Source organism: uncultured Methanofollis sp. (assembly GCF_937919355.1).
Lineage (GTDB): Archaea > Halobacteriota > Methanomicrobia > Methanomicrobiales > Methanofollaceae > Methanofollis.
This window is the reverse complement of record NZ_CALFSA010000021.1, coordinates 1-25,855: the sequence shown is the minus strand read 5'-3', so window position 1 is coordinate 25,855 and position 25,855 is coordinate 1. Positions and strand designations below refer to the sequence as shown.

Sequence of the window (25,855 nt, the reverse complement as noted above, 5' to 3'; positions counted from 1 at the left end):
ATGACTGGGTACAGGTTTGCAGAGAGGGTCCGCGGGATCGAGATCTCCGGGATCAGGCGGATGTTCGAGGGTGCGGGGAAGGACGCCATCAACCTCGGACTCGGTCAGCCCGATTTCCCGACTCCGGAGCATATCCGTGAGGCGGCGGTCAGGGCGATCCGCAACGGGATGACCGGGTATACGGCGAACGCTGGCATCCCTGAACTGAGGGAGGCGATCGCAGAGAAGTTCAGGCGCGAGAACGGCCTCCAGTACACGCCCGACCAGGTGATCGTCACCGCGGGAGCAAGCGAAGCCCTGCACATCGTGATGCAGGCGCTGGTGGAGAAAGGGGACCGCGTCCTGATGGCCGATCCCGGCTTTGTCTCGTATGCGGCCCTTGCAACCCTTGCCGGCGGCAGGCCTGAGGGCGTCCCTCTCGACGCCACCCTCCACATCGACGTGGAGGCGGCAAAGGAGCAGATGGATGGTGCGCGCCTCTTCGTGCTGAACACCCCTGCAAACCCGACAGGCATGGTGGAGAGCGAGGAGTCGATCAGGGCGCTGGTGGAGTACGCCGCCGATGCGGGCGTGACCATCGTCGCAGACGAGGTCTACGAGCACTTCACTTACGGGAAACCCCATGTGAGCGCGGCACGCTTCGGCGAGGACGTGGTCACGATCAATGCCACCTCGAAGACCTACTCCATGACCGGGTGGCGCCTCGGCTACATGGCCGCACCAAAACCGGTGATCGACGAGTGCATCAAGGTCCACCAGTACTGCCAGGCCTGCGCCACCTCGATCTCGCAGTACGCCGCCCTCGCTGCCCTGACCGGTGACCAGAAACCTGTCGCGGCGATGCGCGAGGAATACCACCGGCGTCGCGACCTTGTCTGCGACGGCCTTGCCGACCTCGGCATCTCCTTCCCCAGACCGGAAGGTGCTTTCTATGCCTTTGTGCCGATGGAGGCGGACCTTTTCGCCAGGGTCATCGCAAAAGGCGTGATCATCGTGCCGGGCACCGCCTTCGGTACGCGCGCACCCGCATATGCCCGTCTCAGTTATGCCGCCTCGCAGGACAACTTGCGGCGTGCTCTCGGCCGGATCAGGGAAGCGGTCGATGAGACTTAAAGTAGCCCAGGACAAACAGGTGATCGTATGGTAAAGGAGTTGCTGAGGAAATTATCCAACGCCCACGGTATTTCCGGGAGCGAAGGGAGCGTCGCGGCGGTGATCAGGGAAGAGGTCGCCCCGTACGTCGACGAGATCAGGGAGGACACGATGGGGAACCTCATCGCCGTGAAGAAGGGGGACGACTTCTCCATCCTGCTTGCGGCCCATATGGACGAGATCGGGCTGATGGTCAAGTACGTCGACGAGAAGGGCTTTGTCAGGTTCGTCACCGTCGGCGGCTGGTATGACCCGACCCTCTATGCCCAGCGTGTGATCCTCCACGGGACGAAGGGGCCGGTGTACGGCGTCGTCGGCGGCAAGCCTCCCCACGTGATGAAGGAGGAGGACCGCAAGAAGCCCCTGAAGGTGGACGACATGTTCATCGATATCGGCGCCACCTCGCCAGAAGACGCGGAGAAACTCGGCATCGAGGTCGGGACGCCGGTCACCGTCGACCGCGAGTTCACCGAACTTGCGAACGGCAGGGTGACGGGCAAGGCCTTCGATAACAGGGCCGGCTGCGTGATGCTGATCAAGACCCTCCAGACGGTGAAGTCGCCGCACACCATCTACGGCGTCTTCACGGTGCAGGAGGAGGTCGGGCTGAAGGGTGCGAAGACCGTCGCCTACTCTCTCAACCCGGACTGCGCCATCGCCACCGACACCACCATTCCGGGCGACCACCCGGGCATCGAGAAGAAGGACGCATCCCTGGAGATGGGCGAGGGGCCGGTCATCACCATCATCGACAGCAATGGCCGGGGCCTCATCGCCAACAAAAAAGTCATCGCCTGGCTGCGTGCGGCCGCGGCCGGGAAGAAGATCAAGGTGCAGCTCGAAGTCGGTAAGGGCGGCACGACCGACGCCACCACCATCCACCTGGAGCGCGGCGGCATCCCCTCCACGACGCTGAGCATCCCGACCCGCTACATCCACTCGCCTGTCGAGGTGCTCGACACGAAGGACATCGAAGGAGGCATCGCTCTCCTGGTCGAGGCCCTGAAGTCGAAGCCCGACTTCTAATCTTTTTTTAATCATCAGGCCCTGAGGGTGTCCGATTGTTCCCCCCGCAGTGATAGGGAGAATGCACAAGATTCAGAGCTTCAGGATCTCTATGAGGTCTCTGATGTCATGGAGGACGAAGTCGGGCCTGCAGAGGAGGGATACCGGACTGTCGCTCCTGTCGCCGTACAGGGCGTAGGCCGTCTTCATGCCGAGACCATGTGCCGGTTCGATCTCCCGCCTGATGCTGTCGCCGACGACCATCGCCTCCGCGGCGTCGGCATCGAGGGCACCGAGTGCATAGAGGAAGGACGCAGGTTCGGGTTTTCTCTGCCCTGAAATGTCCGGGGTGACGATGCAGGAGAAATACTCGCTGAGCCCGGCCTTCTCAAGCCTCCTCTTTGCCTGAGATGAGTGAGCGTCGGTGACGACTGCAAGGGGGATGCCGGCGTCCGTAAGCGAGGACAGGGTCTCGGCCGCTCCTTCGTAGGGAGAGATGGCGGCGAGTTTCGTCTTCTCGTAGACCGTACAGCAGCGGGGGAATGAGGCGGCAGGGGCGTTGATGTCCCTGATATAGTCGAGGATGTTTCCCGGGTCCTCGAAACCGACCCCCGGCCTCCTGAAGTACTGGTAAAGGTCTTCACCGTCGCCCACTTTCAGGAAGTCGACGACGGCGTGGCATGCCGCCTGCTTTGCCGTGACAAAGTCCCAGAGCGTGTTGTCCATGTCGAAGAGGAGGGCCTTTACCTCTCTATCCCGAGGGCCAGAAGATGTCTGCATACGTCCACGTCCAGTGCAAACTCTGTATGCAGATCCTCATCTATGAATGTTAGTTTGAAGGCATCGGCGTCGTTGCCCTTGCCGCCGTACTCGCTGAAGATGCAGGTCCCCTCGATCTCCACGACCCCGAAGGTCACGGCAAGGTCGGCGATGAAACCGAGGAGCGCCTCTGGAGAGACAAATCCCGGCCGTGCATGGTAGGGCGCCCTGAAGAGGAAGTATTCGAGGCCTCCGGCATCGCAGAGGTCGGCCATTGCAGCGTCGGCGGTGAGGAGGACGGGGAGGCTGAAACGCTCCTCCTCGAATTGCCTGAGCGCCCTGACAATGAACTGGTCGTTCTCCCGTGTGGCATGTGTGGCCTTCTGCCCCGAATCAAGGAGGATGGCGCGGTCGCGGAGCGCCCTGTACTCGGCCATCGCACGGTACGCCGCCTTCCTTGACTTCTTCTTCCGCCTGTTCTCGAACTCCGCGATGATCCATTCTTTTTCCGGGGCGCCTGCAACGAGTTCACCGATCAGGCGGGCCGAGTACTTGTGGTTGAGGACGTACTCGATCTCCTGCCTGACAACGTCGACCAGGATCGTCTCTTCGGGTTGCAGGGCGCCGGTGACGGTGACGAACCGGTGGTACAGGAGGTTTGTGTCGATCCCGTAGTACACGTCCTTCCTCAGGTCGCGGTACAGGTCTGCCCGCGTCGCAAACTCGTCGAGGTTCTCGTAGGCAGTGATCCCGCTTGCAAGGAGGCACTCCTCGAAGTCGGTGAAGAGAGGCATCTCCTGTGCATGCTCCCCGAAATGCTCTGCACCATTGAAGAAGTCCTCATACCGGCAGAGTACCTTGATTGCATATCCTTCGGCAGAAGGCCGGACAGAGAGGATGTCAGTCCCGTAGATGGGGTATGAAAGGGTGAAGCCGTCGGCGAAGAGGTTTGCAAGGACGGTCAGTTCCCTGCCTTCGATCACCTCGCTTGTCGCCGGCATCAGGCCCCTCCTGCAAGGTCATGGAGGGCCTGGAGGTGGAGCGGGATCATGGGGTGCGGGAGGGGCAGGGACTCTCTGCCCTGGAGACCGAGGTAGAAGATGTGTGCGGGGACGATGCCGGCGTCGGCGAGGGTCAGGCATGCCGAGACAATGAGGGCCTTTCTGCCCGGCGTGATGTCGAGGGCGATCTCGTACCCCTCTCCGGCCCGGCGGCGGGCGAGGTCGAGCACTGTCCCTGCGGCACCGGCAAAGTCTCCGCACGGCACCGCGGTCACCGATACGGCGGGCGAGGTCCCGTACCGCCGCGAGATGATCCCGATCCCCCTGACTGCCGCGGCCGTGTCGGGCATGCACGGTGTCTCCGCGATGATATGGACCTCCTCGGGGAGGCACCTCCCTTCCCGCAGGACGGCGTGGTAGGTGTTGAGGAGCGCCCAGATCGACCGTCCGGCAAAGGTGATGTACACGGTCCCGCGTCCCATGATGAGGAGACATGGGTCAGAGGTTAAAAAGACTGTGCTGACAGTGGTTGGGGAAGGAGTTTTCATCTTCTGCGGCAGGTATAGGCTTCTCCCCCTCTGTTCCTGGATCTACGGCAGGGGAAACGTTTTTCTGTTTGCAGGCATATTATCCATCAAATTATATTTTTATTTGGATCCATAACAAAAATTCGCAGCATATTCAATATAGTATGTGTTAATGATTACATACACTTAAATATGTGCGCTTAAGTATTATTTTTGTATTGATCTAATTGGTGAGAGTATGATATGTTTTAAAAATAGTACTATTCTGGTGGCACTCGTTGCCGCCATGATCGCCGTGGCTGGATGCACGGGAATGTCATCGCCTGTCCAGCAGACTCCGGCAGTAACCCCTGCGCAGTCCTCCGAGATCACCGTCACCGACGGCTTCGGTCGAAACGTCACCGTCCCGTCGCCGCTGGAGAGCGTCGTCTGCTCAGGGTCGGGATGTCTCCGCTACCTTGTGTACCTGCAGGGCCAGGACCTTGCTATCGGTGTGGACAGCATCGAGAAGAAGGAGAACGCGATCGAAGGCCGTCCATATGCCCTTGTCTATGGGTCACAGTTCAGGGACCTCCCCCTGATCGGTGAGTTCAGGGGCAAGGACGACCCGGAGAAGATCCTGGGGATCAACCCGCAACTCATCTTCAAGACGGGTTCGAGCGGGACGGCATACGGGACAAGTGCTGCCGAGGCCGACAAACTGGAGGAGAAGACTGGCATCCCGGTCGTCGCGTTCCCGTACGGTTCTCTGCGGAACGACGCTGAGAAGGCCGAGATGTACGATGGCCTCCGCACGATGGGCGAAGTCCTCGGGAAAGAGGACCGGGCCGAAGAGGTGATCGCCTATATCGAAGAGACGGTTGCCGACCTTGAGCGCCGGACAGGAGACATACCTGAAGCCGAACAGAAGACCGTCTATGTCGGTGGCGTCTCCTCGGCGGGTGCTCACGGCATCATCTCCACTGAACCTGCCTACCCTCCTTTCCTCTGGGTGCACGCAAAAAATGTCGCCGCAGGCATGGGCACGGCCCACGCTGATATCGCGAAAGAAGCGCTCGTCGACTGGGACCCCGGGTATGTCTTCGTCGACGTCGGCACCGTCCAGATGGAGAACGACGGAGCGATCGGTGAGTTGAAGGCCGACTCCGCGCTGCAGGGCCTCTCCGCATCGAAGGAAGGTAGGGTCTACGGCGTCCTCCCGTACAACTTCTACAACACGAACTTCGAGACCGTGCTCGCCGACGCATACTTCATCGGGAAGACCCTCTACCCCGACCGTTTCGTCGACGTCGATCCTGTCAAGAAGGCGGACGAGATCTACACCTTCTTCCTCGGCAAACCCGTCTTCAACGACCTGAACGGCCAGTACAGGGACCTCGGCTTCACGCAGATCACGGTGTGACGCAATGGTTCATGGCATGAGATTGACAGGGAGGATGTAGAGAGGTGCACTTCGCAGACGGGACCGTCCCCGCGGACTACCTGGGATATGTGCGGCGCAAGTACCTCTGGGTCCTCGGGGGACTCGTCCTCCTTTTTTTCCTTCTGATCATATCCATCTCTGTCGGTGCGGTCAGCATTCCGCCGTCCGACGTCTTTCTCTCCATCGTGAACGGATCCATCGACCGGATCACCGCGCTCCTCCAGCCGGGCGCCTCCATGGACGAACCGGGCAACTGGGACCGGATCATCTGGAACATCCGCCTCCCGCAGGCACTCGCCGCCATCGTTGCTGGCGTCGGCCTCTCGGTGGCGGGGGTCGCGATGCAGTCGATCCTCAGAAATCCCCTCGGTTCGCCCTTCACCCTCGGCATCTCGAATGCCGGTGCCTTCGGGGCGGCCGTCTCTGTCATCGTCCTCGGCACTGGCCAGATGCAGTCGACGGTCGCCAGTGCCGTCACCCTCAACAACCCCTACCTGACGACAGTCGTGGCATTCGCTTTCTGCCTCCTTGCCACTGCCGTGATCCTTCTCATCTCCCGTATACGCGGGGCGTCTCCCGAGGTGATGGTCCTCGCTGGCGTCGCTCTCTCCTCACTCTTCACGGCCGGGACGATGTTCCTCCAGTACTTCGCCGACGACACGCAACTCGCCGCGGTCGTCTTCTGGACCTTCGGCGACGTCGGCCGTATCAACTGGGAGGAACTCGGTGTCATGGCCTTCGTCGTTGCCGGGGCATGCATCTTCTTCCTCGCGAACCGCTGGAACTACAACTCCATCGATGCCGGTGACGAGACCGCAAAAGGACTCGGCGTCAATGTCGAGAGGGTGCGGAACATCGGGATGATCGTTGCGGCGCTCGTCTCCGCCGTGATCGTCTCTTTCCTCGGGGTGATCGGGTTTGTGGGACTGGTCTGCCCGCACATGGTGAGACGGGTCATCGGCGACGACCAGCGTTACCTGATCCCGGGGTCGTGCGTGATGGGCGGTCTCCTCCTCCTCGCCTCCGACACCGTCGCCCGTCTCATCGTGGCGCCGTATGTCCTTCCTGTTGCCGTCCTGACGGCTTTCATGGGGGCGCCTGTCTTCATCTACCTGCTCATACGGGGGTACAGGCGGTGATCCTCTCTGTCGATGAACTCTGTTTCCTCTACAAGAACCGTGAGGTCCTCAGCAAGATCGCCTTCTCCATCGATAGGGGCGAGGTCGTCGCGATCCTCGGCCCGAACGGTGTCGGAAAGACGACTCTCCTGAAGTGTCTCAACCGTATCCTCCGCCCGAAAAGCGGCGTCGTCAACCTCGACGGCGAAGACCTCTGTCAGCTTGACCTGATGGATATCGCCCGGAGGGTCGGCTACGTCCCCCAGAGGGTGGAGACCGGGCGGTTGACCGCGTTCGACGCCGTCCTCCTCGGCCGCCGCCCTCATATAGGGTGGGACGTCACCGGGCACGACCTCAGGATCGTCGACGCTGTCTTCCACCGCCTCTCCATGGACCATCTCCGCCTCTCCTACATCGACGAGATGAGCGGCGGCGAACTCCAGAAGATTGCAATCGCTCGGGCCCTCGTGCAGGAACCGAAAATCCTCCTCCTCGACGAACCGACGAGCAGTCTGGACCTCAAAAACCAGGTGGAGATCCTCTCCACAATCGTGCAGGTCGTCCGCCAGCACAATATTGCGGCGGTGATGACGATGCACGACCTCAATCAGGCGTTCAGGTACGCGGACCGCTTTATCTTCCTGAAGGCCGGGCATATCTACGCCCACGGCGGCCGCGAGGTCGTCACGGCCGACGTGATCGAGGAGGTCTATGGACTGCCCGTGATCATCGGTGAGATCGCCGGCGTCAGGTGTGTCATCCCAGAGGGCGGTGCGGGCATGCCGGAGAAGCACGCCGCTTCTCCGGGAGAACAGAAAAGCGATGCGTACGTGTGAGAGTGCGGGCCTGTCTTTCAGGTCCTCTCGATGGAAATCACCTTCACCGGCGTCCCCCACTGCTGGATGGTCATTATATCTCTGGCAGGTTCGAGGGTGAACGTCACCTTCAGTCCGTCCTGCTCGAATGCCGGGTCGAGGTCCAGGGGCAGGTAGTGCGTACCGTTGTCTGCGACGATCCCGTAAAAACCGCCTTCGAGGTCGATGTAGGTCACTGTGCCGGTGCCGGTGATCCCGGCGGTCACTGTCTCGGTCACCGTTCCGCCGGGGGTCTCATTCAACTCTTTGCCGCTGTCGGTGCCGGTGCACCCTGCGATGAGCACTGCGCCGCAGATGAGTGCGAAGAGTGCCAGGGCAGTTATCCATGGTCTTCCATGCATCTTTTCCACCGCCCTGAGTTCGTCCCGGCATGATATAGTGCTTTTCAAGACCGCGAATATTTTCGTAGCCTCGATGTGGGATGGGCTGAAGAGACGATCTTTGTGAGCGGGGTGCCGTCGGTGAAGAAAGCATATATCGCACCGTGCCGAAAATTTCCTGTATATTCTGGTGAAACAACGATGATCATCACAACCACTGAATCCATCCCCGGCCACGAATTCGAGGTGCTCGGCCTCGTCGTGGGCAGCACTGTACAGGCAAAGAATATCGGGCGTGACATCCTGAGCGGGTTGAAGGGCATGGTCGGCGGGGAGATCACGGCCTACACCGAGATGCTCTCCGAGGCACGGGATATCGCCCTTAATAGGATGGAGAAAGAGGCCGAGAAACTCGGTGCCAACGCCGTCATCGGCCTCAGGTTCTCGACCGCGGAGGCAATGCCCGGCGCCGCCGAACTGATGGCCTACGGGACTGCCGTCAGGCTGAGGTAAATCCCTTTTTTCGCGCCTGCCTGCGTGTCGGGCAGGTTTATATAGAGAGATCGATACCCCTCAGCGAGGGGACATGATCATCGAAAGAATCGTCTCAGAGGGACTGGCGCACAACTCCTACCTGGTCGGGGCAGGAGGTGCGGCGGCCGTCATCGACCCGCGGCGCGACATCGACGTCTACCTGGACGTTGCCCGGCGGCACGGCCTTGCGATCACCCACATCGTCGAGACCCACAGGAACGAAGACTACTGTGTCGGTTCTCTCGAACTTGCAGAGAAGACCGGGGCACAGGTCCTGCACGGGTCGCAGATGGACTTCGCATATGGTGTCCCTGTCCGTGAAGGCGACGGTTTCACCATCGGCCCACTCCGTCTCAGCGTACTCGAAACGCCCGGCCACACCGAGGAGAGCATATCGCTCGTGCTGACCGACACGCGGGTCTCCCGCGACCCCTTCCTCGTCTTCACCGGCGACGCTCTCTTTGCCGGCGACGTTGGCAGGACAGACTTTTTCCCGGACCGCCTCGCTGAGATGGCAGGGAAACTCCATGACTCTCTCCAGAAAAAGATCCTTCCCCTCGGCGACGGCGTCATCGTCTGCCCGGCCCACGGGGCCGGGTCTATCTGCGGCGGCGAGATCGCCGACAGGCCATTCACGACGATCGGGTACGAGAAGAGGACGAACCCCGCCCTCGGCATGAACAGAGACGCCTTCACCACTCTCAAGGTCGGGGAGCACCACTATTATCCGCCGTATTTTGCCGTGATGGAACGCTACAACCGTGCAGGCCCTCCCCCGATCGATACCGGCCACCCGGTCCGCCCCCTCTCACCTGACAAGGTCGCCGATGCGGCGGCGAAGGGTGCGCAGGTCGTTGATATCAGGGGGCCGTCGGCCTTTGCGGCCGGGCATGTGCCGGGCAGTCTGAGCATCTGGCAGAACGGTATCTCCTCCTTCCTTGGGTACTATGCCGACTACACGCACCCGGTCATCTTTGTCGACGAGTTCGACGATGGCATCGCCAGTGCCGAGGTGCAGGCCCGGCGGATCGGCTATGACCTGATCTCGGGATATTGTGCCGGGGGGATGGCGGCATGGGCCAGGAGTGGTCGGCATGTCGGGCGGTGCGGCACATGCTCCGTCCATGAGGTCGGTGCAGACCGGTTTGTCCTCGACGTCAGGGCTACCGGCGACAGGGAGAGGACAGGGCATATCCCTGGCTCTGTCCACATCTATGCCGGCCATATCGAGGGACGCCTTGCGTGGGTGCCGCGGGACAGGGACGTCTATGTCATCTGCGACAGCGGCTTCAAGGCGAGCCTCGTCGTATCTATCCTGCTCAGGCACGGCTACACACAGCTGACCACCGTCCTCGGCGGCATGACAGCCTGGATAAATGCCGGTCTGCCCCTGGAAAAAGGGGCGGCCCCTTCATAGGGGCAGCATAACACCATTTTCAGTTCACTGCATCCCCCGTGCAGATGTCATCTGATATTTTTCCTGGAGTCTGCCTCCGCCGATGAGTTTCTTCAGGGCGGCAGCGTCCTGTACAGGTTGTTCGCAGAGGCGCTCGCGGCAGAGATATGCGGTCGTCTCTCCCCTGAGTGCGAGCCGGCCCGTGTGGGGAGCGATATCGGCAAGAGCGTCTGCGTTCTCAGGGTCCTTGAGGATGAGAGTGAGATTCGGGATGTAGACACTGCGGAGGACGTCGCGCATCTCGCCTGTCGCCGGGTCGTCCCTTTCCCCGACGATGATGACCTCGTAGGACGGGGTGAACGCCGAGATCAGTGCCGTCAGGTAACCGATGGATGCAGAGGGGTTTTTTGCGGCTCTGCCTGCGAACGCGCTGAAGCCATCGGCCACCGCCTCCTCGTACCTGCTCTCTCCGGTCACCCGTGAGAGGACGAGGAGGTTCTGGAGCGCCACCGCGTTGCCCGACGGCACAGCCCCGTCGTAGGCGTCCTTCTGCCTGAAGAGGAGTTCCTCGCTGCCTTCGGGTGTGAAGTGAAATCCCCCTCCTGCTGTGTCGGCGAAACGTCCGATCATGCTGTCGGCAACTTCACAGGCCTCCTTCAGGACGGCGGGATCTGATCTTGTCTGGTAGACCTCGTTCAGGGCCCAGAGAAGGAAGGCGTGGTCGTCAAGCATGGCGGGGATGGCCATCTCGCCGTCGCTGTACCGGTGGAAGAGGTGCCCGTCCGGGCCGCGGAGGTGCGCACGGAGAAATGCCAGGGCACGCAGTGCGGCGTCCGTGTACCTTTCTTCCCCGAAGACTTTTCCTGCCCGTGCAAGAGCTGCGACCATCAGGGCGTTCCCGTCGAGGAGGATCTTTTCGTCCCTGTGCGGTCGTATCCGCCTGGACCGCGCTGCGAACAGTTCCTGTCGCACCTCTTCAAGCCTTCCCGCACACTCGTCCTCCGTGATGCCGGCGTGCCGTGCGATCTCGGCGTTTGTCCCTGTCCTGTGCGGGACATTCACGCCGACCTGCGGTACTCCGAGCGGTGCCCTCTCACCGAGGGCATAGGCCGCGGCAAAGAGGTCGCCGTCGTCTGCCCCTGCGACCTCCCGCACTTCCGGTGCCGTCCAGAGATAGAACCTCCCCTCAACCCCCTCGCTCTCCGCATCCTCTGCCGTATAGAACGCCCCATCTGGCGATGCAAGGTCACGGAGCACATAGGTGACGACCTCATCCACCGTCTGCCGGCACGCCGGGTTCTGCGTCGCCTCGAAGACCTCCGTGCAGGCAAGGATGAGCATCGCCTGGTCATAGAGCATCTTCTCGAAATGTGGGAGTGCCCATGCCTCGTCGGTGGCGTAGCGATGGACACCGAAACCGATCTGGTCGAAGACGCCTCCCCTGCGGATCTCGAAGAGCGTCTTTTCCGCCATTTCAAGGGCCCTCTTCTCCCCGGTCGCCTGCCAGTACCTGGTGAGAAAGATATGGATATGGGGAGAGGGAAACTTCGGGGGGTGACTAAAACCGCCGTATTCCCGGTCATAGTCCCGCTCCAGGTTCCTGAAGGCCCGGTGGACGAGCGCCATCCCGGGCTTTTCCCCGCCCGCGCCCTCCTGCAGGGCCGTCTTCAGGGCGTCGGCAACCTCCCCGGCAGAAGCCCTGACCTCGTCCCGCCGTTCTGTCCAGAGGTCCCTGACCTTCGGGACAAGGTCGAGCATCCCGGTCATGTCGAAACGTGACGTCTTCGGGATATAGGTGGCTGTAAAGAAGGGTAATTTCTCCGGCGTCATGATGACCGAGAGGGGCCATCCACCCCGCCCGCTGAGGGCGAGGCATGCCTGCATGTACACGGCGTCGATGTCGGGCCTCTCCTCCCGGTCCACCTTTATCGATACAAAGGTCTCGTTCATCAGTCGTGCGACCTCCGGGTCTTCGAAGGACTCTCGCGCCATCACGTGGCACCAGTGGCAGGTGGAGTACCCTATCGAGAGGAAGATCGGTTTATCCTCCTGCTTCGCACGTTCGAACGCCTCCTCCCCCCAGGGGTACCAGTCCACGGGGTTGTAGGCATGCTGTAGCAGGTACGGACTTTTTTCACTGACCAGTCTGTTCGCGTTCAGATGCGCTCTCTCCTCGCCCATGGGACATCACCACCCCTTCACCGCCATCACCCTTTATATCGTTTTCCGGTGAGTGCCCGGCAGGGTTAACCCCGATCTCGGAGAACAGAGAGAGTGGAGATCTGTATCCTATGACAGAAAATGTTCTGGAACGTTATTTCAGGCTCAAAGAACACGGAACAACAGTACACCGGGAGGTCGTCGCTGGCCTTGTCACCTTCATGACGATGGCCTACATCATCGTGGTGAACCCGGCCATCCTTGAGGCCGCGGGCATGCCCTTCGGCCCTGCGATGGTCGCCACGATCCTCTCGGCCATCTTCGGCACCGTGATCATGGGCCTCTACGCAAACCGTCCCTTTGCGATCGCTCCCTATATGGGTGAGAACGCCTTCGTCGCCTATACCGTCGTCGGCGTCCTCGGGTATTCCTGGCAGACCGCCCTCGGTGCCGTCTTCATCTCGGGCGTGCTGTTGACCCTGCTCACCCTGACGAAGTGGCGGTCGATCATGACCGAGGCCGTCCCCAATAACCTCAAGATCAGTTTTGCCGTCGGCATCGGCTTTTTCATCACCTTCATCGGCCTGGTGAACTCGGGGATCGTCGTCCTCGGCACCGCGACTGCGCCCGTCCATGTCGGTGCTTTCAACACCGCGCCCGTTGCCCTTGCAGTCTTCGGCGTCCTCCTGATCGCCGCGCTCATGATCCGGAAGGTGAAGGGCGCTATCCTTGTCGGCATCCTGGCAACCGCCATCATCGCCTTCCTCACCGGCATCGCCGCACCGCCTCAGGCCATCTTCAGCATGCCGCCCGACGTCTCGGCGGTCTTCCTCCAGCTCGACGTCCTCGGCGCTCTGACCTGGGGATTCTTTGCGGTCATCCTCACGATGTTCACGATGGACTTTCTGGACACTATGGGGACGCTCATCGGCGCCTCGGCGAAGGCAGGCTTCCTGGACGAAAACGGGAACCTCCCGGAGATCGAGAAGCCCTTCCTTGCCGACGGCCTGGCGACAATGTTTGGCGCTGTCGCCGGCACGACGACCACCGGGACTTTTGTCGAGTCGGCAGCCGGCATTGAGGCGGGCGGCAGGACCGGTCTGACTGCCATAGTGGTGGCGGCGCTCTTCGCCCTCGGCCTCTTCTTCTCCCCGCTCTTCGCGGCGATCCCTGCCGCGGCAACCGGCCCCGCACTCATCATCGTCGGCCTCCTCATGATGGCGCCGATCCGGGAACTGAACTTCCAGGACTATGCAGAGATCATCCCGGCCTTTGCGGTCATCGTCATGATGAGTTTCACCTACAACATCGGGGTCGGGCTCTGTGCGGGTTTTGTCCTCTTCCCGCTCTTTAAGATCGTGCAGGGGAAAATGGAGGACGTCAAGCCCGCGGCATGGGTGCTCTTCGCCCTCTGTCTGCTCTTCTTTATCTTCTACCCCTACTAACTTTTTTTACCGTCCATAGAGGACGTACGTCTCGCCGTACTGCGTGAGATGCCCTTTCATCGCTTCCTGAAGCGCTTTTTTGTCGGCACCTGCCGGGAGGTCGAGCATGGAGTCCAAGCCGTAGACCCTGATGTCGTACCTGTGCTGTTCTCCCCGCGGCGGGCACGGGCCATTGTACCCGATCTTCCCGAAGGAGTTCCTCCCCTGGCGTGCCTCGAACGGGAAGGAGACCTCGGCGTCCTTCGGGATCGCCTCAGGGATGACCCGCACCGGTTCGATGTTCCAGATCGCCCAGTGCGTGAAGTCCCCGCCATGCGGCGCGTCCGGGTCGTTGACGACAAGGGCAAGGGACTTTGTCTTCTCCACATCGACGCCGCCGATGGTGATGGCAGGCGACTGGTCGAGGCCGTCGCAGGTGTAGTTGTACGGCAGTTTCAGGACGCTGATCTTGACGCTCAGTTTTCCGATCTGTTCTCCTATCATGTGGGTCCCCCCACGTCCCATCCCCGGTTTCTCCTATATAATAGTGCCCGCCATACCTCCCGTCCCCTCCTGTGAGAAGGCTAAAGAGCGGAGAGATCAGATAAAATATGGATATTCTGTGAGTCTGGTGATTTCTTGAAGTGCCTTTTTGATGTCGGAGATCCGCGGTACCATCTCTCTGTCACCGCTCTCCTGAGTGCGGTCGTCGCCATGGTGATGTTCACCGACGCGATGCTGGCGCCGGCCCTCCCTGCCATCCAGAACGAGTTTGGCGTCTCAGGCGTCCTCAACTCCTGGATCCTGGCCGTCCCTCTGCTTGTCGCCGCCATCATCACGCCGGTCATCGGGAAATGCGGCGACCTCTACGGGAAGAAGAGGATGATCCTCCTCTCTATTGCCGTCTATGCGGCAGGTGTCTTCGTGAGCGGATGGGCCCCGAACATATGGACCCTCATCCTGTACCGGGCCGCACAGGGGGTGGGCCTCGGCGTCCTGCCCCTGGGATACGCCCTGATCAGGGAACAGTTCCCGCAGGAGAAGGTGCCTGTCGCCATCGGCACGATCGCTGCAATGTTCGGTGCCGGTGCCTTCCTCGGCATCTTCATCGGTTCCTGGATCATCGAGCACTTCGGCTGGAGGATGACCTATCATGTGGCGGCGCCTGTGGTCTTCCTCCTCCTCCTGGCGGCTATATTCATCATCATCCCGTCGCCTCGCGTGCAGGGTGCGTCGATCGACAGGCCCGGCGTTGTCACCCTCACCCTCTTCCTCATCTTCGTCGTGATGGCCCTCACCTTCGGTGGACAGGAGGGGTGGACCTCGCCCGTTGTCCCGGCCTGCGTTGTCCTTGCCGTCATCTTTGCCTTCCTCTTTGCCCGTGCAGAGAGACGGTCGCCCGACCCGATGGTCGACCCGGCCATGATCAGAAAGGCACCGGTGGTCATCGCCATGACCATCGGTTTTCTCGTCTCCATGCTCACTTTCATGGTCATCCAGACCCTCCCCTATCTCATCGAGAGTCCAACCGGTCTTGGCCTCTCTCACTTTGCCGTCGGCCTGGTGATGATGCCCGGTGCTCTCGCCGACATGGTCTGCGGTCCCCTCACAGGCGCTTTCATCAGGCGGCGGGGGGCGCGTGCCGCCATGCTCATCGGGTCAGTGCTCTTCACCGGGGGTGCTGTCTGCTATCTCCTCCTCGACCCATCGATGACGAATCTCGTCCTTGCCGGTGTCCTCCTCAATGCCGGGATGTCCATCACCCTCACCAGCAACACGATCATCATCGTCAGGTCGGTGCGGCCTGAAGAGACCGGCATCGGGAGTGCGGTCTACCATACGGCGCAGAACATGGGAGGGATGATCGGTCCTGTGATCGCGGGTTTCTTCATCTCCCTCCATGTGGTGTCCGTGCCTGGATGGAACACTGCCGTGCCGACGGGTGAAGCCTTCACCTCGATCTTCGGCCTGATCGTCCTCCTTGCCGTCTTCGTCATCTTCCTTGCCCGGCAGATCCGGGACAGCGAAGTGACGGTCGCGGTTCCCGGGAAGTAATAATAAAGAAAAGTGAGGTGCGGCCGGGTTAATCCCCCTACCAGGCCTCGACGAAGGCCATCTCTGTGTAGAGGTCTTCGAGCCGCGCCTTGTGCCCCCTCTCCATCTTCGCCAGTTCTGTGAAGACCTGCTTCTGGGCCGGGTCGGTGCTGAGTTCGGCAAACTGCCCGTACATCTCCATGGCGTCCTCCTCTCTCTTGATGGCATATTTCAGGCCATCCAGAGGTTTCATGTCGGTCGTCGGCTGCGGGCGTTCAAAAGTAGATGAGACCTTGTAGTCCTTCGACTCGTCAAAGTGGAGTTCTCCGGTCTTTCCGGAGAGATAGCCCTCCAGGATCTTCCGGTGCTGCTTCTCCTCCTCGGCGAGTTCCCTGAAGAGCGCCTTCAGGTTTGCGTCTTTCACTTTCTCCTGGACTGACTCATAGAAAACATATGCCTCGACTTCTTTGTCGATCGCCTGGGACAGGATCTCCCTGTATGACTCAAGTTTCAGCATGGTCTTTCCCCCCCTGCACGGGAGACCAGATGACCTCCTGCCTTATAGAAATGTTCCCCTGCAATGGGAGGGGACTCAAGCCGCCACCTCAACCTTTTTTTCGGGCGAGGTCCCTGATTATACCGTGTCTGCCGGGGTTACTGAATTTTCAGATGAGCATGCGGTGCTGGTCGGGGAGTTTGAGAGGGCCCTCTCCGGAGAGGGGCCGGGACGGGCGGCATGCCGCGCTCTCCGCAGGGTGATCTGTCATTATTACCGGCACCAGAGGCGGCAGATGGCATGGCGTGAGACGACAGACCCGTACAGGATCTTTGTCTCCGAGGTAATGCTGCAGCAGACGGGGGTGGAACGGGTCAGGCAGAAATACGCTGAGTTCATCGAAAAATTCCCGGATTTCCCTGCACTCGCCGCCGCCGAACAAAGGGACGTCCTTGCCGCCTGGCAGGGTCTCGGATACAACAGGCGTGCGATCGCTCTCCACCGCTCGGCACAGATCGTCGTGGAGAAATCTGGCGGTACCCTCCCCCGGACAGTCGGGGACCTTGAGTCCCTCCCCGGCATCGGCCATGCGACGGCATCCTCGATTGCGGCCTTCGCCTTCAATGCCCCAACGGTCTTCATCGAGACCAATGTCCGTCGCGTCTTCATCCACTTCTTCTTCAGGGGCAGGGAGGGGATCACCGATGCCGAGATCCTCCCCCTTGTCGCCGAAACTCTCGACCCGGAGCACCCGCGGGAGTTCTACTGGGGTGTGATGGACTATGGCACGATGCTCAAGAAACGTTATCCCAACCCGAACCGACGGAGCGCCTCCTATGCCATCCAGAGCCGTTTCGAAGGTTCAGACCGGCAGGTCAGGGGCCGTGTCCTCAGGGTGCTTCTCAGTGAGGGCCCCATGGACGCCGCCGCCCTTTTCGAGGGCCTGGAAGTTGACCGGAAAAAAGGAGAAATTATTCTTGAAAAGATGGTGACAGAGGGATTTGTAGCGGAAGAGTCGGGAAAGTACCGGATCCGGTAGTGTTGTCCCCAAAGTTCTCGCTCGTCACTGTTTTGTTCCCGGAGACACCGTTGTCGACGGGCCCGTCTCCGGTTGCATTGTCATGACCTTCACGCCAGAAGAGGTCGGGGAGGGGTATTTCCTCATCTTCCCCCGGTCCCCCACCGTTCTCCTCTCCTTCTGCCATCACCCCGTACTTTGTGACCGGGTAGGGCGAGTAACCCTCGAAGACCAGGCGGTCCTCAGGGTCGTAGCCGACAAACTTCGTCTTCAGTACCTCGGCCCTGAGAGGGAACTGGTCGATGGCGTTGGGGGCGACGGTGACGAGGTGTATCTTCTCGCTGCCGCCGTGGTCTTCAGCCCATCCCTTTTCGACTGTCATCCTGACAGCGACGCCGGTGCCGTCGTCCTGTCGCACGATCCCTGCAACGGTGGCGCCGTCGAACTCGTGGGCGATCTCGGGCACGTAATCCTCCCCCTTCAGCAGGAAGTACCTGAGGAGGTAGGTGTCCCTGTTCTGGTCGGTTTGTCCGGTCGCTGCCATGCTCTTCATCTCCCGGGGTGCTGATATGTTTTCAGGGGCGGCTTGTTCCGGTGTGACAGTTTTGTCTGCTCCTCTGAGCAGGACCGCTCCCTCTCCACCGGCCCCTGTCCCGACAGCGATCTCTGTCCCGTCAGGGGTGATCGCCGCCCCGAAGACAGGGTGACCGATGTCATAGGTCCGGACGATGTCGCCGGTACTGGTGAAGAGGGTGACTGTGGTGCCCGAGGCCGCAGCCACATATGCCCCGTTTGAGGAGACTGCCACGCCATAGACCCTCTCGTGTGTGTTATGCTTCCAGAGCACGGTTCCGTTCCTGTCGAAGAAATACACAAAGTAGTTCAGAGACCCTGCGGCTACGTAGTCCCCTTCAGGTGATACGGAGATGCTGGTGACCGCCTTCCCGGTGTCGAAGGTCCAGAGTGGGGTGCCCTGGGTGTCGAAGACAGAGATCTGTGCGTCCTTGCTCCCCACTGCGATGACCGAACCGTCGGACGAGAGTGCAAGGGCTTTCGGGTCTCCATCCAGGACCTGTGTCCACCGCCTCTTCCCTTCGGTGGTCAGGAGGACGACATGGTTGTTGTCGTAACCAGCAGCGATATACTTCCCATCTCCAGAAATAGCCGCACCATATGCGTAATAATCATCCTCGACCTGAGTTATGATATCCCCGTTCCTGTTGAGGACTCTGACCTTGTCGGCGGCGACGGCGATGAGTTTCCCATCATGGGACGCAGACACCTGAAAGACCGGGCATCCTGTGGGATAGTTCCAGAGGTTTTTTCCTTCATGGTCAAGAAGCACGACTCCTCCGTTTCCCTGCGTCCCTGCGGCAACCAGGTCGCCGTTCGCAGTTATCGAGGTAGAGACGACCCTGCTTCCGAGTGCTGTTTCCCAGACCGGTTCACCGGTCTCCTCCGCCACGGCGAGAGAGGGGCAGAAGAGGAGGACGATACATGCAAGCACAATTGCTTTTTTTACCAACAAATTCCCCCCATATCTTTGACTGTATGCCATAAATGGCAGTACAAATCCTTTTGATTGATGTGTAATTAATATTGTGATTTTGTCAATCGGGGGTGGGAAAGAAAAAGGGATTTTTTGCGCATTATTTTAGCGCGGAAAGTCCACCATAATCAATGGAATTAGCAAATGCATACAGGTCGTCTTTTGAACCTCCGTCAACGTCGACAAAGACGATGATCCTGTCTTTAATCCCAACGTAAAGGCTATAGTCCCCGACTGTCTTGTCGATGTACTCCCACGCAGGGTTGCCCTTCATAGTAGTTGACTTAACGGAGGAATCATCTGTTTCAATGCTGAATGCCGTGTCCCACATCGCCCAGTAGCCCACCCTCATGCCGGCAGTGTCCTGAATATAGACCGTCGCCATGGTGTCGGGGTTGTCTGTCCGGGAGCAGGTGGCCCATGCCGAACTCCATTCCTCACCATCTGTCGTATAAGTCACGCCACTCTTGTCGTCAATCTGCCAGCCTCCGGGTGCCGCGGGGAGGAACTTCTGGAGTTCTGTGTGGGAGACGGCGGACACTGATGAGGAGGGTGGTGACGATGAAGCACTGCCCGCATCGCCAGAGGTGGTCTGGGGTGCTGTGGTGTTCTGCTTCTCCGACGCGCCGGTACATCCAGCTGCGGATGCCATGAAAACCATAATCAGAACAATGGTGCCCAATAACAGAGTCTTTGTATGTTTTAACTGATCTCCGTCCATAGTATCACGTTCGCAGCGGTATACTTTATCATAATATTTATTTATTGCGTAACGATTTTCCTACCCCTGGGAAATGGTTATGCTGAAGGAGATCCTGCACGGCAGGAGGAATATGGTCCGGGCAGAGTGGAATGGGATGACCCTTGCCGAGAGTGATCATGTGAGGATGGTCGAGGGGAATGTGTACTTCCCGCCAGAGTCGGTGAGGCGCGAGTGCCTGAGAGACTCGCCCGCCATGACCACATGCCCCTGGAAGGGTGAGGCGCACTATTACACGGTCGTCGTGGGCGAGAAGGAGAACGCTGAAGCCGCCTGGTACTACCCCGAACCCAAACCGGCGGCGAGAATGATCCGCAATCATGTTGCGTTCTGGAAAGGGGTGAAGATGACCGACTGAAAAACAAAAAGAAAATTTTTTATGGGGTGCAGGGGAGACGCCACTGTGGAGAGAGCATGGAGATTGTAAGGATACCCCGAATGGAGAAAGAAGAGTACGACCAGTTGATCGCCGATGGCTTCATTGCCCGGATCGCCTTCCAGGGGGAGAAGTACCCCTATATCGCACCTTTCCTCTACGTCTTCGACGGCAAGTTCCTCTATTTCCTCTCGACAAAGTACGGGCGGAAGAACGACCTCTTCAGGAAGAGTCCCTATGTCTCGGTCGAAGTCGAGAAGTTCACCAGAGACCTCTCCTGCTATACCTTTGTGACGATGCAGGGATACCTCAGGCAGGAGGAGGACACGATCCAGAAGAAGATCATCAGGAACGAGTTTGTCAGGATGATCAAGGAACGGAAACTCTCGACGAACATCCTTGCGGCGCTCGGACACCACCCCGGGGAACCTATCGAGGCGATCGCTTCGGAGGAGCGCTCGAACATCTGGAAACTGACCGGAGTTGTCGATATCGTCGCCCTGAAGAACCTCTGAAGGGCATTGGGAGAAGGGATCCTGTACGCCAGAACCCCTCCCTCCTGTATCTGCCCGAAAAATATCTCTGCGTCATGATATTAGCCGCGTTCCCTGACGCATTGCGAGGCTATGCCATCTTCTTCTGTCGGCCCTCGAAGACCAGAACGCCGAGGCAGCCGCTCCCGATGATCGCGGTGATCACGGCGATGCTGTTCGTGAAGACGACGGCGCAGACGATGACCACCGCACCCCTCCGGCCCTCATCTCAACCGCCTGATGCACGGGTAGTGTTACTGCTACAGGTTCTTCATGGCCTCCAGGCCGGCAAGCCTCCGTGCCACGGCAATGACCTCTTCTATCCCTCCTTTTCCCGCGAACCCCGACCCTCTCCACCTGACCGTCCCCTCCCGGTCGAGGAGGTAGAGGTAAGCGCGGGAGGGGTCGTCCATCCCGAGCACCTTCCTCACCCACTTCGTGTCCGCAAAGACGGTGATGACGGACCCGTACTTCGCAGAGTCGATGCCCGCTTTCATCCCCGCATTGATCACGCCCCCGAGAAAGAGTTCTGTCTCTTTCTCGATCACCGGCACCTCGTAGAAGGCAATCCCCGGATCGCCTGCGAATTCCTCCTCAAAAGGCGTCCGCCACGAGTCGACCATGGGCTGGGCCCCCCTCTGCACGGCCACGGCGATCAGGGCGACCACGCCCTTCAGGTCCTTGGGCAGGATCACCTTCCTTCCCTCGAGCGAATGCCCGGAGAGAAGGGGGAATCGCGCCTCGATGACCCCTGCTGATATCCCGGCCATAGGTGCCGGACGGCACCATGTGATATAGGGTTTCCGCCCGCCGCAGGTCGGAAGCGCCCGTCCTTTTGTCCGCCCTGTGCGGTCATATCCATCTCTTCTTCCTGAAATAGAGGAGCATGCCGAGGGCGACGGCGGCCATCAGCAGGAGGGAGGAGTGGTACCCGAACTCCCACTCCAACTCGGGCATCTGCCTGAAGTTCATGCCGAAGACGCTTGCGATGAAACTGAGGGGGATGAAGATGGTGGCGATGATCGTCAGCACCTTCATCACCTCGTTCATCCTGTTGCTCGTGCTCGACAGGTAGATGTCGAGCATCCCTGCCCCCATGTCCCGGTATATCTCCAGCGCCTCGATCACCTGGACGGTGTGGTCGTAGACGTCCCTGAGATAGACCTTTGTCTGGTCGGCGAAGAGGGGCGAGTCGGTCCGTTCGAGGGAGGAGACCACCTCCCTCAGCGGCCAGATCCGTTTCCTGAGGTACAGGAGGTCGCGCCGCACACCCTGGATCGCCCTGATCACGCCGGGGTCGGGGTCTTCGATGAGGGCGTCGTCCACAGCCTCGATCTTCTCGCCGAAGGTCTCCATCACCGTGAAGTAACCGTCCACGATGGCGTCGACGAGGGCGTAGGCGAGGTAGTCGGCGCCGAGTCGCCGGGCCCGCCACTTCCCCGCCCTGATCCGCTCCCGCACGGGATCGAAGACGTCGCCCGTCCGCTCCTGAAATGATATGACATAGTTCTTCCCGAGGACGAGGCTGATCTGCTCGTCCATCAGGTCGCCCTCCGTTGAATATCCGATCATCTTCAGGATGACGTAGATAGTCCCGTCGTACTCCTCGGTCTTCGGCCGCTGCTCCGTGTTGAGGATGTCCTCCAGCACGAGGGGGTGGAGGCCGAAGATCTCCCCGATCCTCCCGATGGCGGCGGTGTCCTTGAGGCCGGTCACGTTGAACCAGGTGACAGACTCCCTCGCCAGGTACGGCAGGACGGCGTCGACGCCGATCTCTGCCTCCTCCCTGATCTCATCCCAGGTGTAGTCGATGACATCGATCACCGTCGTCTCCTGCCCGGCGTCGCCGACATAGACGAGAGAACCCGGCGGGAGGCCTGCCTTCTCCGATCGTCGCCGTGCCGCACCGCCCATCTCAGTCGCCCCTTCTCGCATCACAGGGTGGCGCCGCTCCCTTTCCCCGGCGCCCGGAGGCGAGGACCGTCCCGACGGCCCTGAAGGCGTCCTCGATCTCGGGGAAGTTCGGGATGCAGTGGTCTTTGAGGATACGCACCGCGCCTTTCATACTTTCGCCGCCGAGGAGACAGCAGACGACCATCTTGCGGGTGTTTCCCGAGAACCTCGCGATCTCGTGGGCGAGTTCGACCGGGTTCAGGACGGCCGAGGGGACGCTGACGACGCAGGCGATGTCCCAGAGGTCTTGCCGGGCGATCATGACATCGAAGACGCGGGCGAAGCGTGCGGCCCCGCCGTCGCCGATGATGTCCATCGGGTTTGTCCTGTTCCAGATCGGGGGGAGGAAGGCGTCGAGGGCGTCGAGGATCCCAGGCGGGAGAGGCGGGAGGGGGACGCCGTGCTTCTCCGCATAGTCTGCGGCGAGGACGGCAAAACCCCCGGCGCCCGAGATGACGACGCACCTATCGCCCGCGGGATAGCCCTCCGACGCCAGGAGTTCGCCGAGCTGGAAGGCCTCTTCGAGGGAACCGGCGAGGAGTATCCCGGCCTCCCTGAAGGCGGCGGCATAGACGGCGTACGACCCGGCGAGAGAACCGGTGTGGGAGGAGGCCGCCGCTTTCCCCCTCTCGGATGCCCCTGACTTCACGGCGATGACCGGTATGTCAGGGGTCACGGCCTTTGCCGCCTCCAGGAAGCGCCGGCCGTCCCTGACCTCCTCGACATAGAGGATGACGGCCCGCGTGCCGGGCCCGGTGGCGATGGCCGGGAGGAGGTCGGCAAAGCCGAGGTCGGCCTGGTTGCCGACGCTGACGACCGCGGAAAAACCGATCCCTGCGGGGATGCTCCAGTCGACGACGGTCGTGATCACGGCGCCGCTCTGGGAGAGGAAACCGATGTGGCCGGGTTTCGGGGTGATGGGGTCGAAGGTGGCGTTGAGGTTCAGGGCCGGGAGGATGATGCCGAGGCAGTTTGGCCCGAGCACCCTGGTGCCCGTCGCCGCCGCGATCCTCTTCACCTCCTCCTCCCTCTCCCTCCCCTTCGCACCTAATACAATAGTAGAAGCCAGGGCTTCTCATGCAGATAAACCCTGGTGCCTGTCGCCGCCGCGATCCTCTTCACTTCCTCTTCCCTCTCCCTCCCCTCCGCACCGCTCTCCGAGAACCCCGCGGAGATGATCACGGCGAGGGGCACTCCCTTCTCCGCGCACTTGCCAAGGACGGCGGGGACGACCGGCGCCGGCACCGCCACGACGGCGACGTCCACCGCCTCCGGCACGGCGAGGACAGAGGGGTAGGCGGTCCGCCCGAGGACGTTTGCATGCTTCGGGTTGACGGGCCAGAACTTTCCCGGGAAGGAGAGGAGGTTTCTTGTCAGGGCGTATCCCACCTTCCCGGGTTCGGAAGATGCGCCGATGACGGCGACGGACGCCGGGGCCGGGAGGGTGAAGGGCGGTCTTTCCGGGGCCTCCGCCGTCGCAGGCCTCTCCTCTCTGAAGATAATCCTTGCGTCCACGGCGCACGCCCCTTCTTCCCTGAGGACGAGGGGGTTGATGTCGAACTCGGCGACTCTCTCCTCCTCCATGAACATCCGGGCCGCGCCTGCGACCGCCGCCACGAGCGCTTCCTCGTCAAGGGGCGGCATGCCACGGTAGCCCGCAATGAGGGGGTAGCCCCTGATGCCGCGGACCATCTCCCTGATCCTCCCCTCGTCCACCGGGAGGACGGCGAAAGCGACGTCCCTCAGGAGTTCGACGAGGACGCCGCCCGACCCGAAGGTGAGCACTTTTCCGAACGCGGGGTCGGTCACCCCGCCGACGATGAACTCCCGCCCGCCTCCGACTTCCTCCTCGACGATCACGCCCTCGACCGCGGCGCCGGGGTGCCGCCCGGATACGGTGGCGAGGATCGAATCGTAGGCTTCCATCGCCTCCCGGCGGTCCCGCACGCCTGTCCGCACCCCTCCTGCGTCTGACTTGTGGACGATGTCGGGGGAGACGACCTTGACGACGACAGGGTAGCCGAGGGCGTCGGCGGCGTCCCCTGCCCCTTCCCTGTCCCCTGCAAAGGCATGACTGGGCACCGGGATGCCGTAGGTTGTCAGGAGGGAGTAGCCCTCGGCCTCCCTGAGTCTCCGGGTCACGTGCCTGCACCTCAGCGGACAATCGGTCCCGCCCTATAAACGTCTGTCGCTCCTTCGCGAAGCATTATCCCCGTCTCCCACCAATATCTCTGTATGGCGAACCTTACTGTAGCGGTATTCGGCCCTGCAGGATACGCAAAGGATCTCGGAAAAAAGGGGACGAGCACTGATATCACCTTCTACAACCTGAAAAAGGGTGCGCAGACGGTGACGTTCATCGAACCGACCCGGTACCCTGAGCGTCTCGCCCCGCTCTTCTACGCCGCGTCCCTTGCAGACGCGGCCATCGTCGTCGTCGAAGCCCTGAACGCGACCTTCGGGGAGTACCTGCTCATGCTCCAGGCGGCGGGCGTGAAGAAGGGCTACTTCGTCCTCCGTAACTATATCACTCCCGAACAGATCAGGCCCATCCTGAAGGGGACGGTGCTTGCGGAGTACGAGTGCGTCGACGACGACGCTGTCGACCTCCGCGAGCGCCTCCTTGAGGTGACGGAAGAGATCGGGATCGAGCGCTCCCTTGCCGACCCGAAGAAGACCTGCGTCGTCCCGATCGACCACTTCTTCAATGTCCGCGGTGTCGGGACCGTGATTCTCGGGTGCGTCGCGGACGGCCACATGCGCAAGCACGACAGTCTCAAGGTGCTCCCGACGGCGAAGTCCGCACTTGTGCGGTCGATCCAGAAGCACGACGAGGACTTCGAGGAGGCGGACGCCGGCGACCGTGTCGGCCTCGCCCTCAAGAACATCGAGGCTGAAGAACTCGACCGCGGCTATGTCCTCACGAACGACTCCTCCCTCCGGTGTGCGACCTCCGTGACCGGCACCCTCCACCTCGTGCCTGTCTGGAAGACGCCGATCACCGAGGGTATGGTCCTCCATGTCGGCCACTGGATGCAGTTCATCCCCTCCCGCGTCACCGCGGCCGAGGCCGACGGACGGTCGGTGAAGGTCTCCCTCGAACTCGAGAAGGACCTGGTCTACATGCCGGGGTCGAAGGCGGTCGTCACCTACCTCGAGGGCGGGAACCTGCGGGTTGTGGGGACTCTCACCCTGTAATTCTCTTTTTTTAGCTTTGTAGAAATCCTCCAGATGGCTATCTCTGCGGGGGGCTGACCGCCCCCCGATCCCTCGAAAACCTACGGTTTTCTCAAGCTCGCTATCGCTCGCACCCCGCATTAGGATAGAACCCGGGATGGTAAATCCCCCTCACGATCGTTGATTTCGCCTTCCCCGCCCCATCGCAATCCCGGGGGTCCGGGGGCAGAGCCCCCGGTGCGAAGATGAAGGAAGGCAGTTGAGT

Annotated in this window: 26 protein-coding genes; 13 read left to right on the top strand and 13 right to left on the bottom strand. The window is 60.9% G+C overall.

Going from position 1 to position 25,855, the window contains the following annotated elements:
- Positions 1-1,113: a pyridoxal phosphate-dependent aminotransferase gene (locus tag Q0520_RS01260; protein ID WP_298665650.1), complete on the top strand. Its 1,113-nt coding sequence runs from the start codon at positions 1-3 to the stop codon at positions 1,111-1,113.
- A gap of 27 nt (positions 1,114-1,140) precedes the next feature.
- Positions 1,141-2,178 (top strand): M42 family metallopeptidase, encoded by a 1,038-nt coding sequence (locus Q0520_RS01255; protein ID WP_298665648.1) that lies wholly within the window; start codon positions 1,141-1,143, stop codon positions 2,176-2,178.
- Between the two features lie 72 nt (positions 2,179-2,250).
- Here the strand turns inward: Q0520_RS01255 and Q0520_RS01250 are convergent, their stop codons facing one another.
- The 3 genes from Q0520_RS01250 to Q0520_RS01240 are packed head-to-tail and all read right to left on the bottom strand — an operon-like array spanning position 2,251 to position 4,399.
- A complete protein-coding gene (locus tag Q0520_RS01250) occupies positions 2,251-2,937 on the bottom strand; it encodes an HAD family hydrolase (RefSeq protein ID WP_298665646.1) in 687 nt (228 codons plus the stop codon).
- The gene (locus tag Q0520_RS01245) at positions 2,901-3,917 is read right to left on the bottom strand and encodes a PIN domain-containing protein (protein ID WP_298665644.1); all 1,017 of its coding nucleotides are present in this window, start codon (positions 3,915-3,917) and stop codon (positions 2,901-2,903) included. The genes Q0520_RS01250 and Q0520_RS01245 overlap by 37 nt, the downstream gene beginning before the upstream one ends.
- Positions 3,917-4,399 (bottom strand): hypothetical protein, encoded by a 483-nt coding sequence (locus Q0520_RS01240; protein ID WP_298665642.1) that lies wholly within the window; start codon positions 4,397-4,399, stop codon positions 3,917-3,919. Before Q0520_RS01240 ends, Q0520_RS01245 begins: the two co-directional genes overlap by 1 nt.
- Positions 4,400-4,682: 283 nt before the next feature.
- On the opposite strand from Q0520_RS01240, the gene Q0520_RS01235 reads away from it, so the two are divergent.
- From Q0520_RS01235 to Q0520_RS01225, 3 genes are read left to right on the top strand one after another with little or no spacing between them, the layout of a single operon-like run.
- The gene (locus Q0520_RS01235) at positions 4,683-5,846 is read left to right on the top strand and encodes an iron ABC transporter substrate-binding protein (protein WP_298665640.1); all 1,164 of its coding nucleotides are present in this window, start codon (positions 4,683-4,685) and stop codon (positions 5,844-5,846) included.
- 44 nt (positions 5,847-5,890) lie between these two features.
- Complete coding sequence (locus Q0520_RS01230; protein ID WP_298665638.1) at positions 5,891-7,006, top strand: iron ABC transporter permease; 1,116 nt, start codon at positions 5,891-5,893, stop codon at positions 7,004-7,006.
- Positions 7,003-7,821: an ABC transporter ATP-binding protein gene (locus tag Q0520_RS01225; RefSeq protein WP_298665636.1), complete on the top strand. Its 819-nt coding sequence runs from the start codon at positions 7,003-7,005 to the stop codon at positions 7,819-7,821. Before Q0520_RS01230 ends, Q0520_RS01225 begins: the two co-directional genes overlap by 4 nt.
- A gap of 17 nt (positions 7,822-7,838) precedes the next feature.
- Here Q0520_RS01225 and Q0520_RS01220 read toward each other — a convergent pair whose 3' ends face one another.
- On the bottom strand, positions 7,839-8,201 hold the full coding sequence (locus tag Q0520_RS01220; protein WP_298665634.1) for a hypothetical protein: 363 nt from the start codon (positions 8,199-8,201) through the stop codon (positions 7,839-7,841).
- Positions 8,202-8,381: 180 nt separating this feature from the next.
- On the opposite strand from Q0520_RS01220, the gene Q0520_RS01215 reads away from it, so the two are divergent.
- Together Q0520_RS01215 and Q0520_RS01210 are read left to right on the top strand one after the other, a co-directional pair.
- Positions 8,382-8,693, top strand: coding sequence for a heavy metal-binding domain-containing protein (locus Q0520_RS01215; protein WP_298665633.1), 312 nt, complete (start codon positions 8,382-8,384; stop codon positions 8,691-8,693).
- A 73-nt stretch (positions 8,694-8,766) separates the two neighbouring features.
- The gene (locus Q0520_RS01210) at positions 8,767-10,131 is read left to right on the top strand and encodes a rhodanese-like domain-containing protein (protein WP_298665631.1); all 1,365 of its coding nucleotides are present in this window, start codon (positions 8,767-8,769) and stop codon (positions 10,129-10,131) included.
- 24 nt (positions 10,132-10,155) lie between these two features.
- Here Q0520_RS01210 and Q0520_RS01205 read toward each other — a convergent pair whose 3' ends face one another.
- Complete coding sequence (locus Q0520_RS01205; RefSeq protein WP_298665629.1) at positions 10,156-12,291, bottom strand: thioredoxin domain-containing protein; 2,136 nt, start codon at positions 12,289-12,291, stop codon at positions 10,156-10,158.
- A gap of 110 nt (positions 12,292-12,401) precedes the next feature.
- On the opposite strand from Q0520_RS01205, the gene Q0520_RS01200 reads away from it, so the two are divergent.
- Positions 12,402-13,715, top strand: coding sequence for an NCS2 family permease (locus Q0520_RS01200; protein ID WP_298665627.1), 1,314 nt, complete (start codon positions 12,402-12,404; stop codon positions 13,713-13,715).
- A gap of 6 nt (positions 13,716-13,721) precedes the next feature.
- On the opposite strand, the gene Q0520_RS01195 is transcribed toward Q0520_RS01200, so the two are convergent.
- Complete coding sequence (locus Q0520_RS01195; protein ID WP_298665626.1) at positions 13,722-14,198, bottom strand: YbhB/YbcL family Raf kinase inhibitor-like protein; 477 nt, start codon at positions 14,196-14,198, stop codon at positions 13,722-13,724.
- Between the two features lie 135 nt (positions 14,199-14,333).
- On the opposite strand from Q0520_RS01195, the gene Q0520_RS01190 reads away from it, so the two are divergent.
- Positions 14,334-15,749 (top strand): MFS transporter, encoded by a 1,416-nt coding sequence (locus Q0520_RS01190; RefSeq protein WP_298665623.1) that lies wholly within the window; start codon positions 14,334-14,336, stop codon positions 15,747-15,749.
- A gap of 37 nt (positions 15,750-15,786) precedes the next feature.
- On the opposite strand, the gene Q0520_RS01185 is transcribed toward Q0520_RS01190, so the two are convergent.
- Positions 15,787-16,245, bottom strand: a complete 459-nt coding sequence (locus Q0520_RS01185; protein ID WP_342765223.1) for a ferritin family protein — start codon at positions 16,243-16,245, stop codon at positions 15,787-15,789.
- A gap of 124 nt (positions 16,246-16,369) precedes the next feature.
- On the opposite strand from Q0520_RS01185, the gene Q0520_RS01180 reads away from it, so the two are divergent.
- Complete coding sequence (locus tag Q0520_RS01180) at positions 16,370-17,263, top strand: A/G-specific adenine glycosylase (RefSeq protein ID WP_298665621.1); 894 nt, start codon at positions 16,370-16,372, stop codon at positions 17,261-17,263.
- On the opposite strand, the gene Q0520_RS01175 is transcribed toward Q0520_RS01180, so the two are convergent.
- Entirely contained in the window at positions 17,196-18,767 is a 1,572-nt protein-coding gene (locus tag Q0520_RS01175) for a WD40 repeat domain-containing protein (RefSeq protein ID WP_298665619.1), read from the bottom strand. The two genes, Q0520_RS01180 and Q0520_RS01175, sit on opposite strands and share 68 nt — an antisense overlap.
- A 124-nt stretch (positions 18,768-18,891) precedes the next feature.
- Positions 18,892-19,512 carry a hypothetical protein gene (locus tag Q0520_RS01170; protein ID WP_298665617.1) on the bottom strand — a complete coding sequence of 207 codons (621 nt, stop codon included), beginning with the start codon at positions 19,510-19,512 and terminating at the stop codon, positions 18,892-18,894.
- Positions 19,513-19,585: 73 nt separating this feature from the next.
- On the opposite strand from Q0520_RS01170, the gene Q0520_RS01165 reads away from it, so the two are divergent.
- Both Q0520_RS01165 and Q0520_RS01160 read left to right on the top strand, forming a co-directional pair.
- Positions 19,586-19,909, top strand: coding sequence for a DUF427 domain-containing protein (locus tag Q0520_RS01165; RefSeq protein ID WP_298665614.1), 324 nt, complete (start codon positions 19,586-19,588; stop codon positions 19,907-19,909).
- Positions 19,910-19,965: 56 nt separating this feature from the next.
- Complete coding sequence (locus tag Q0520_RS01160; protein ID WP_298665611.1) at positions 19,966-20,442, top strand: pyridoxamine 5'-phosphate oxidase family protein; 477 nt, start codon at positions 19,966-19,968, stop codon at positions 20,440-20,442.
- A 278-nt stretch (positions 20,443-20,720) separates the two neighbouring features.
- On the opposite strand, the gene Q0520_RS01155 is transcribed toward Q0520_RS01160, so the two are convergent.
- From Q0520_RS01155 to Q0520_RS01140, 4 genes are all read right to left on the bottom strand, one after another.
- Complete coding sequence (locus Q0520_RS01155) at positions 20,721-21,230, bottom strand: hypothetical protein (RefSeq protein WP_298665606.1); 510 nt, start codon at positions 21,228-21,230, stop codon at positions 20,721-20,723.
- A gap of 82 nt (positions 21,231-21,312) precedes the next feature.
- Positions 21,313-22,395, bottom strand: coding sequence for a magnesium/cobalt transporter CorA (gene corA / locus Q0520_RS01150; RefSeq protein ID WP_298665676.1), 1,083 nt, complete (start codon positions 22,393-22,395; stop codon positions 21,313-21,315).
- Entirely contained in the window at positions 22,376-23,431 is a 1,056-nt protein-coding gene (locus Q0520_RS01145) for a hypothetical protein (protein WP_298665603.1), read from the bottom strand. The genes corA and Q0520_RS01145 overlap by 20 nt, the downstream gene beginning before the upstream one ends.
- A 29-nt stretch (positions 23,432-23,460) precedes the next feature.
- On the bottom strand, positions 23,461-24,555 hold the full coding sequence (locus Q0520_RS01140) for an acetate--CoA ligase family protein (protein WP_298665600.1): 1,095 nt from the start codon (positions 24,553-24,555) through the stop codon (positions 23,461-23,463).
- A gap of 93 nt (positions 24,556-24,648) precedes the next feature.
- Between Q0520_RS01140 and Q0520_RS01135 the strand changes: the two genes are divergently transcribed.
- Positions 24,649-25,611, top strand: a complete 963-nt coding sequence (locus tag Q0520_RS01135; protein ID WP_298665598.1) for an EF-Tu/IF-2/RF-3 family GTPase — start codon at positions 24,649-24,651, stop codon at positions 25,609-25,611.
- Positions 25,612-25,855 lie beyond the last annotated feature (244 nt).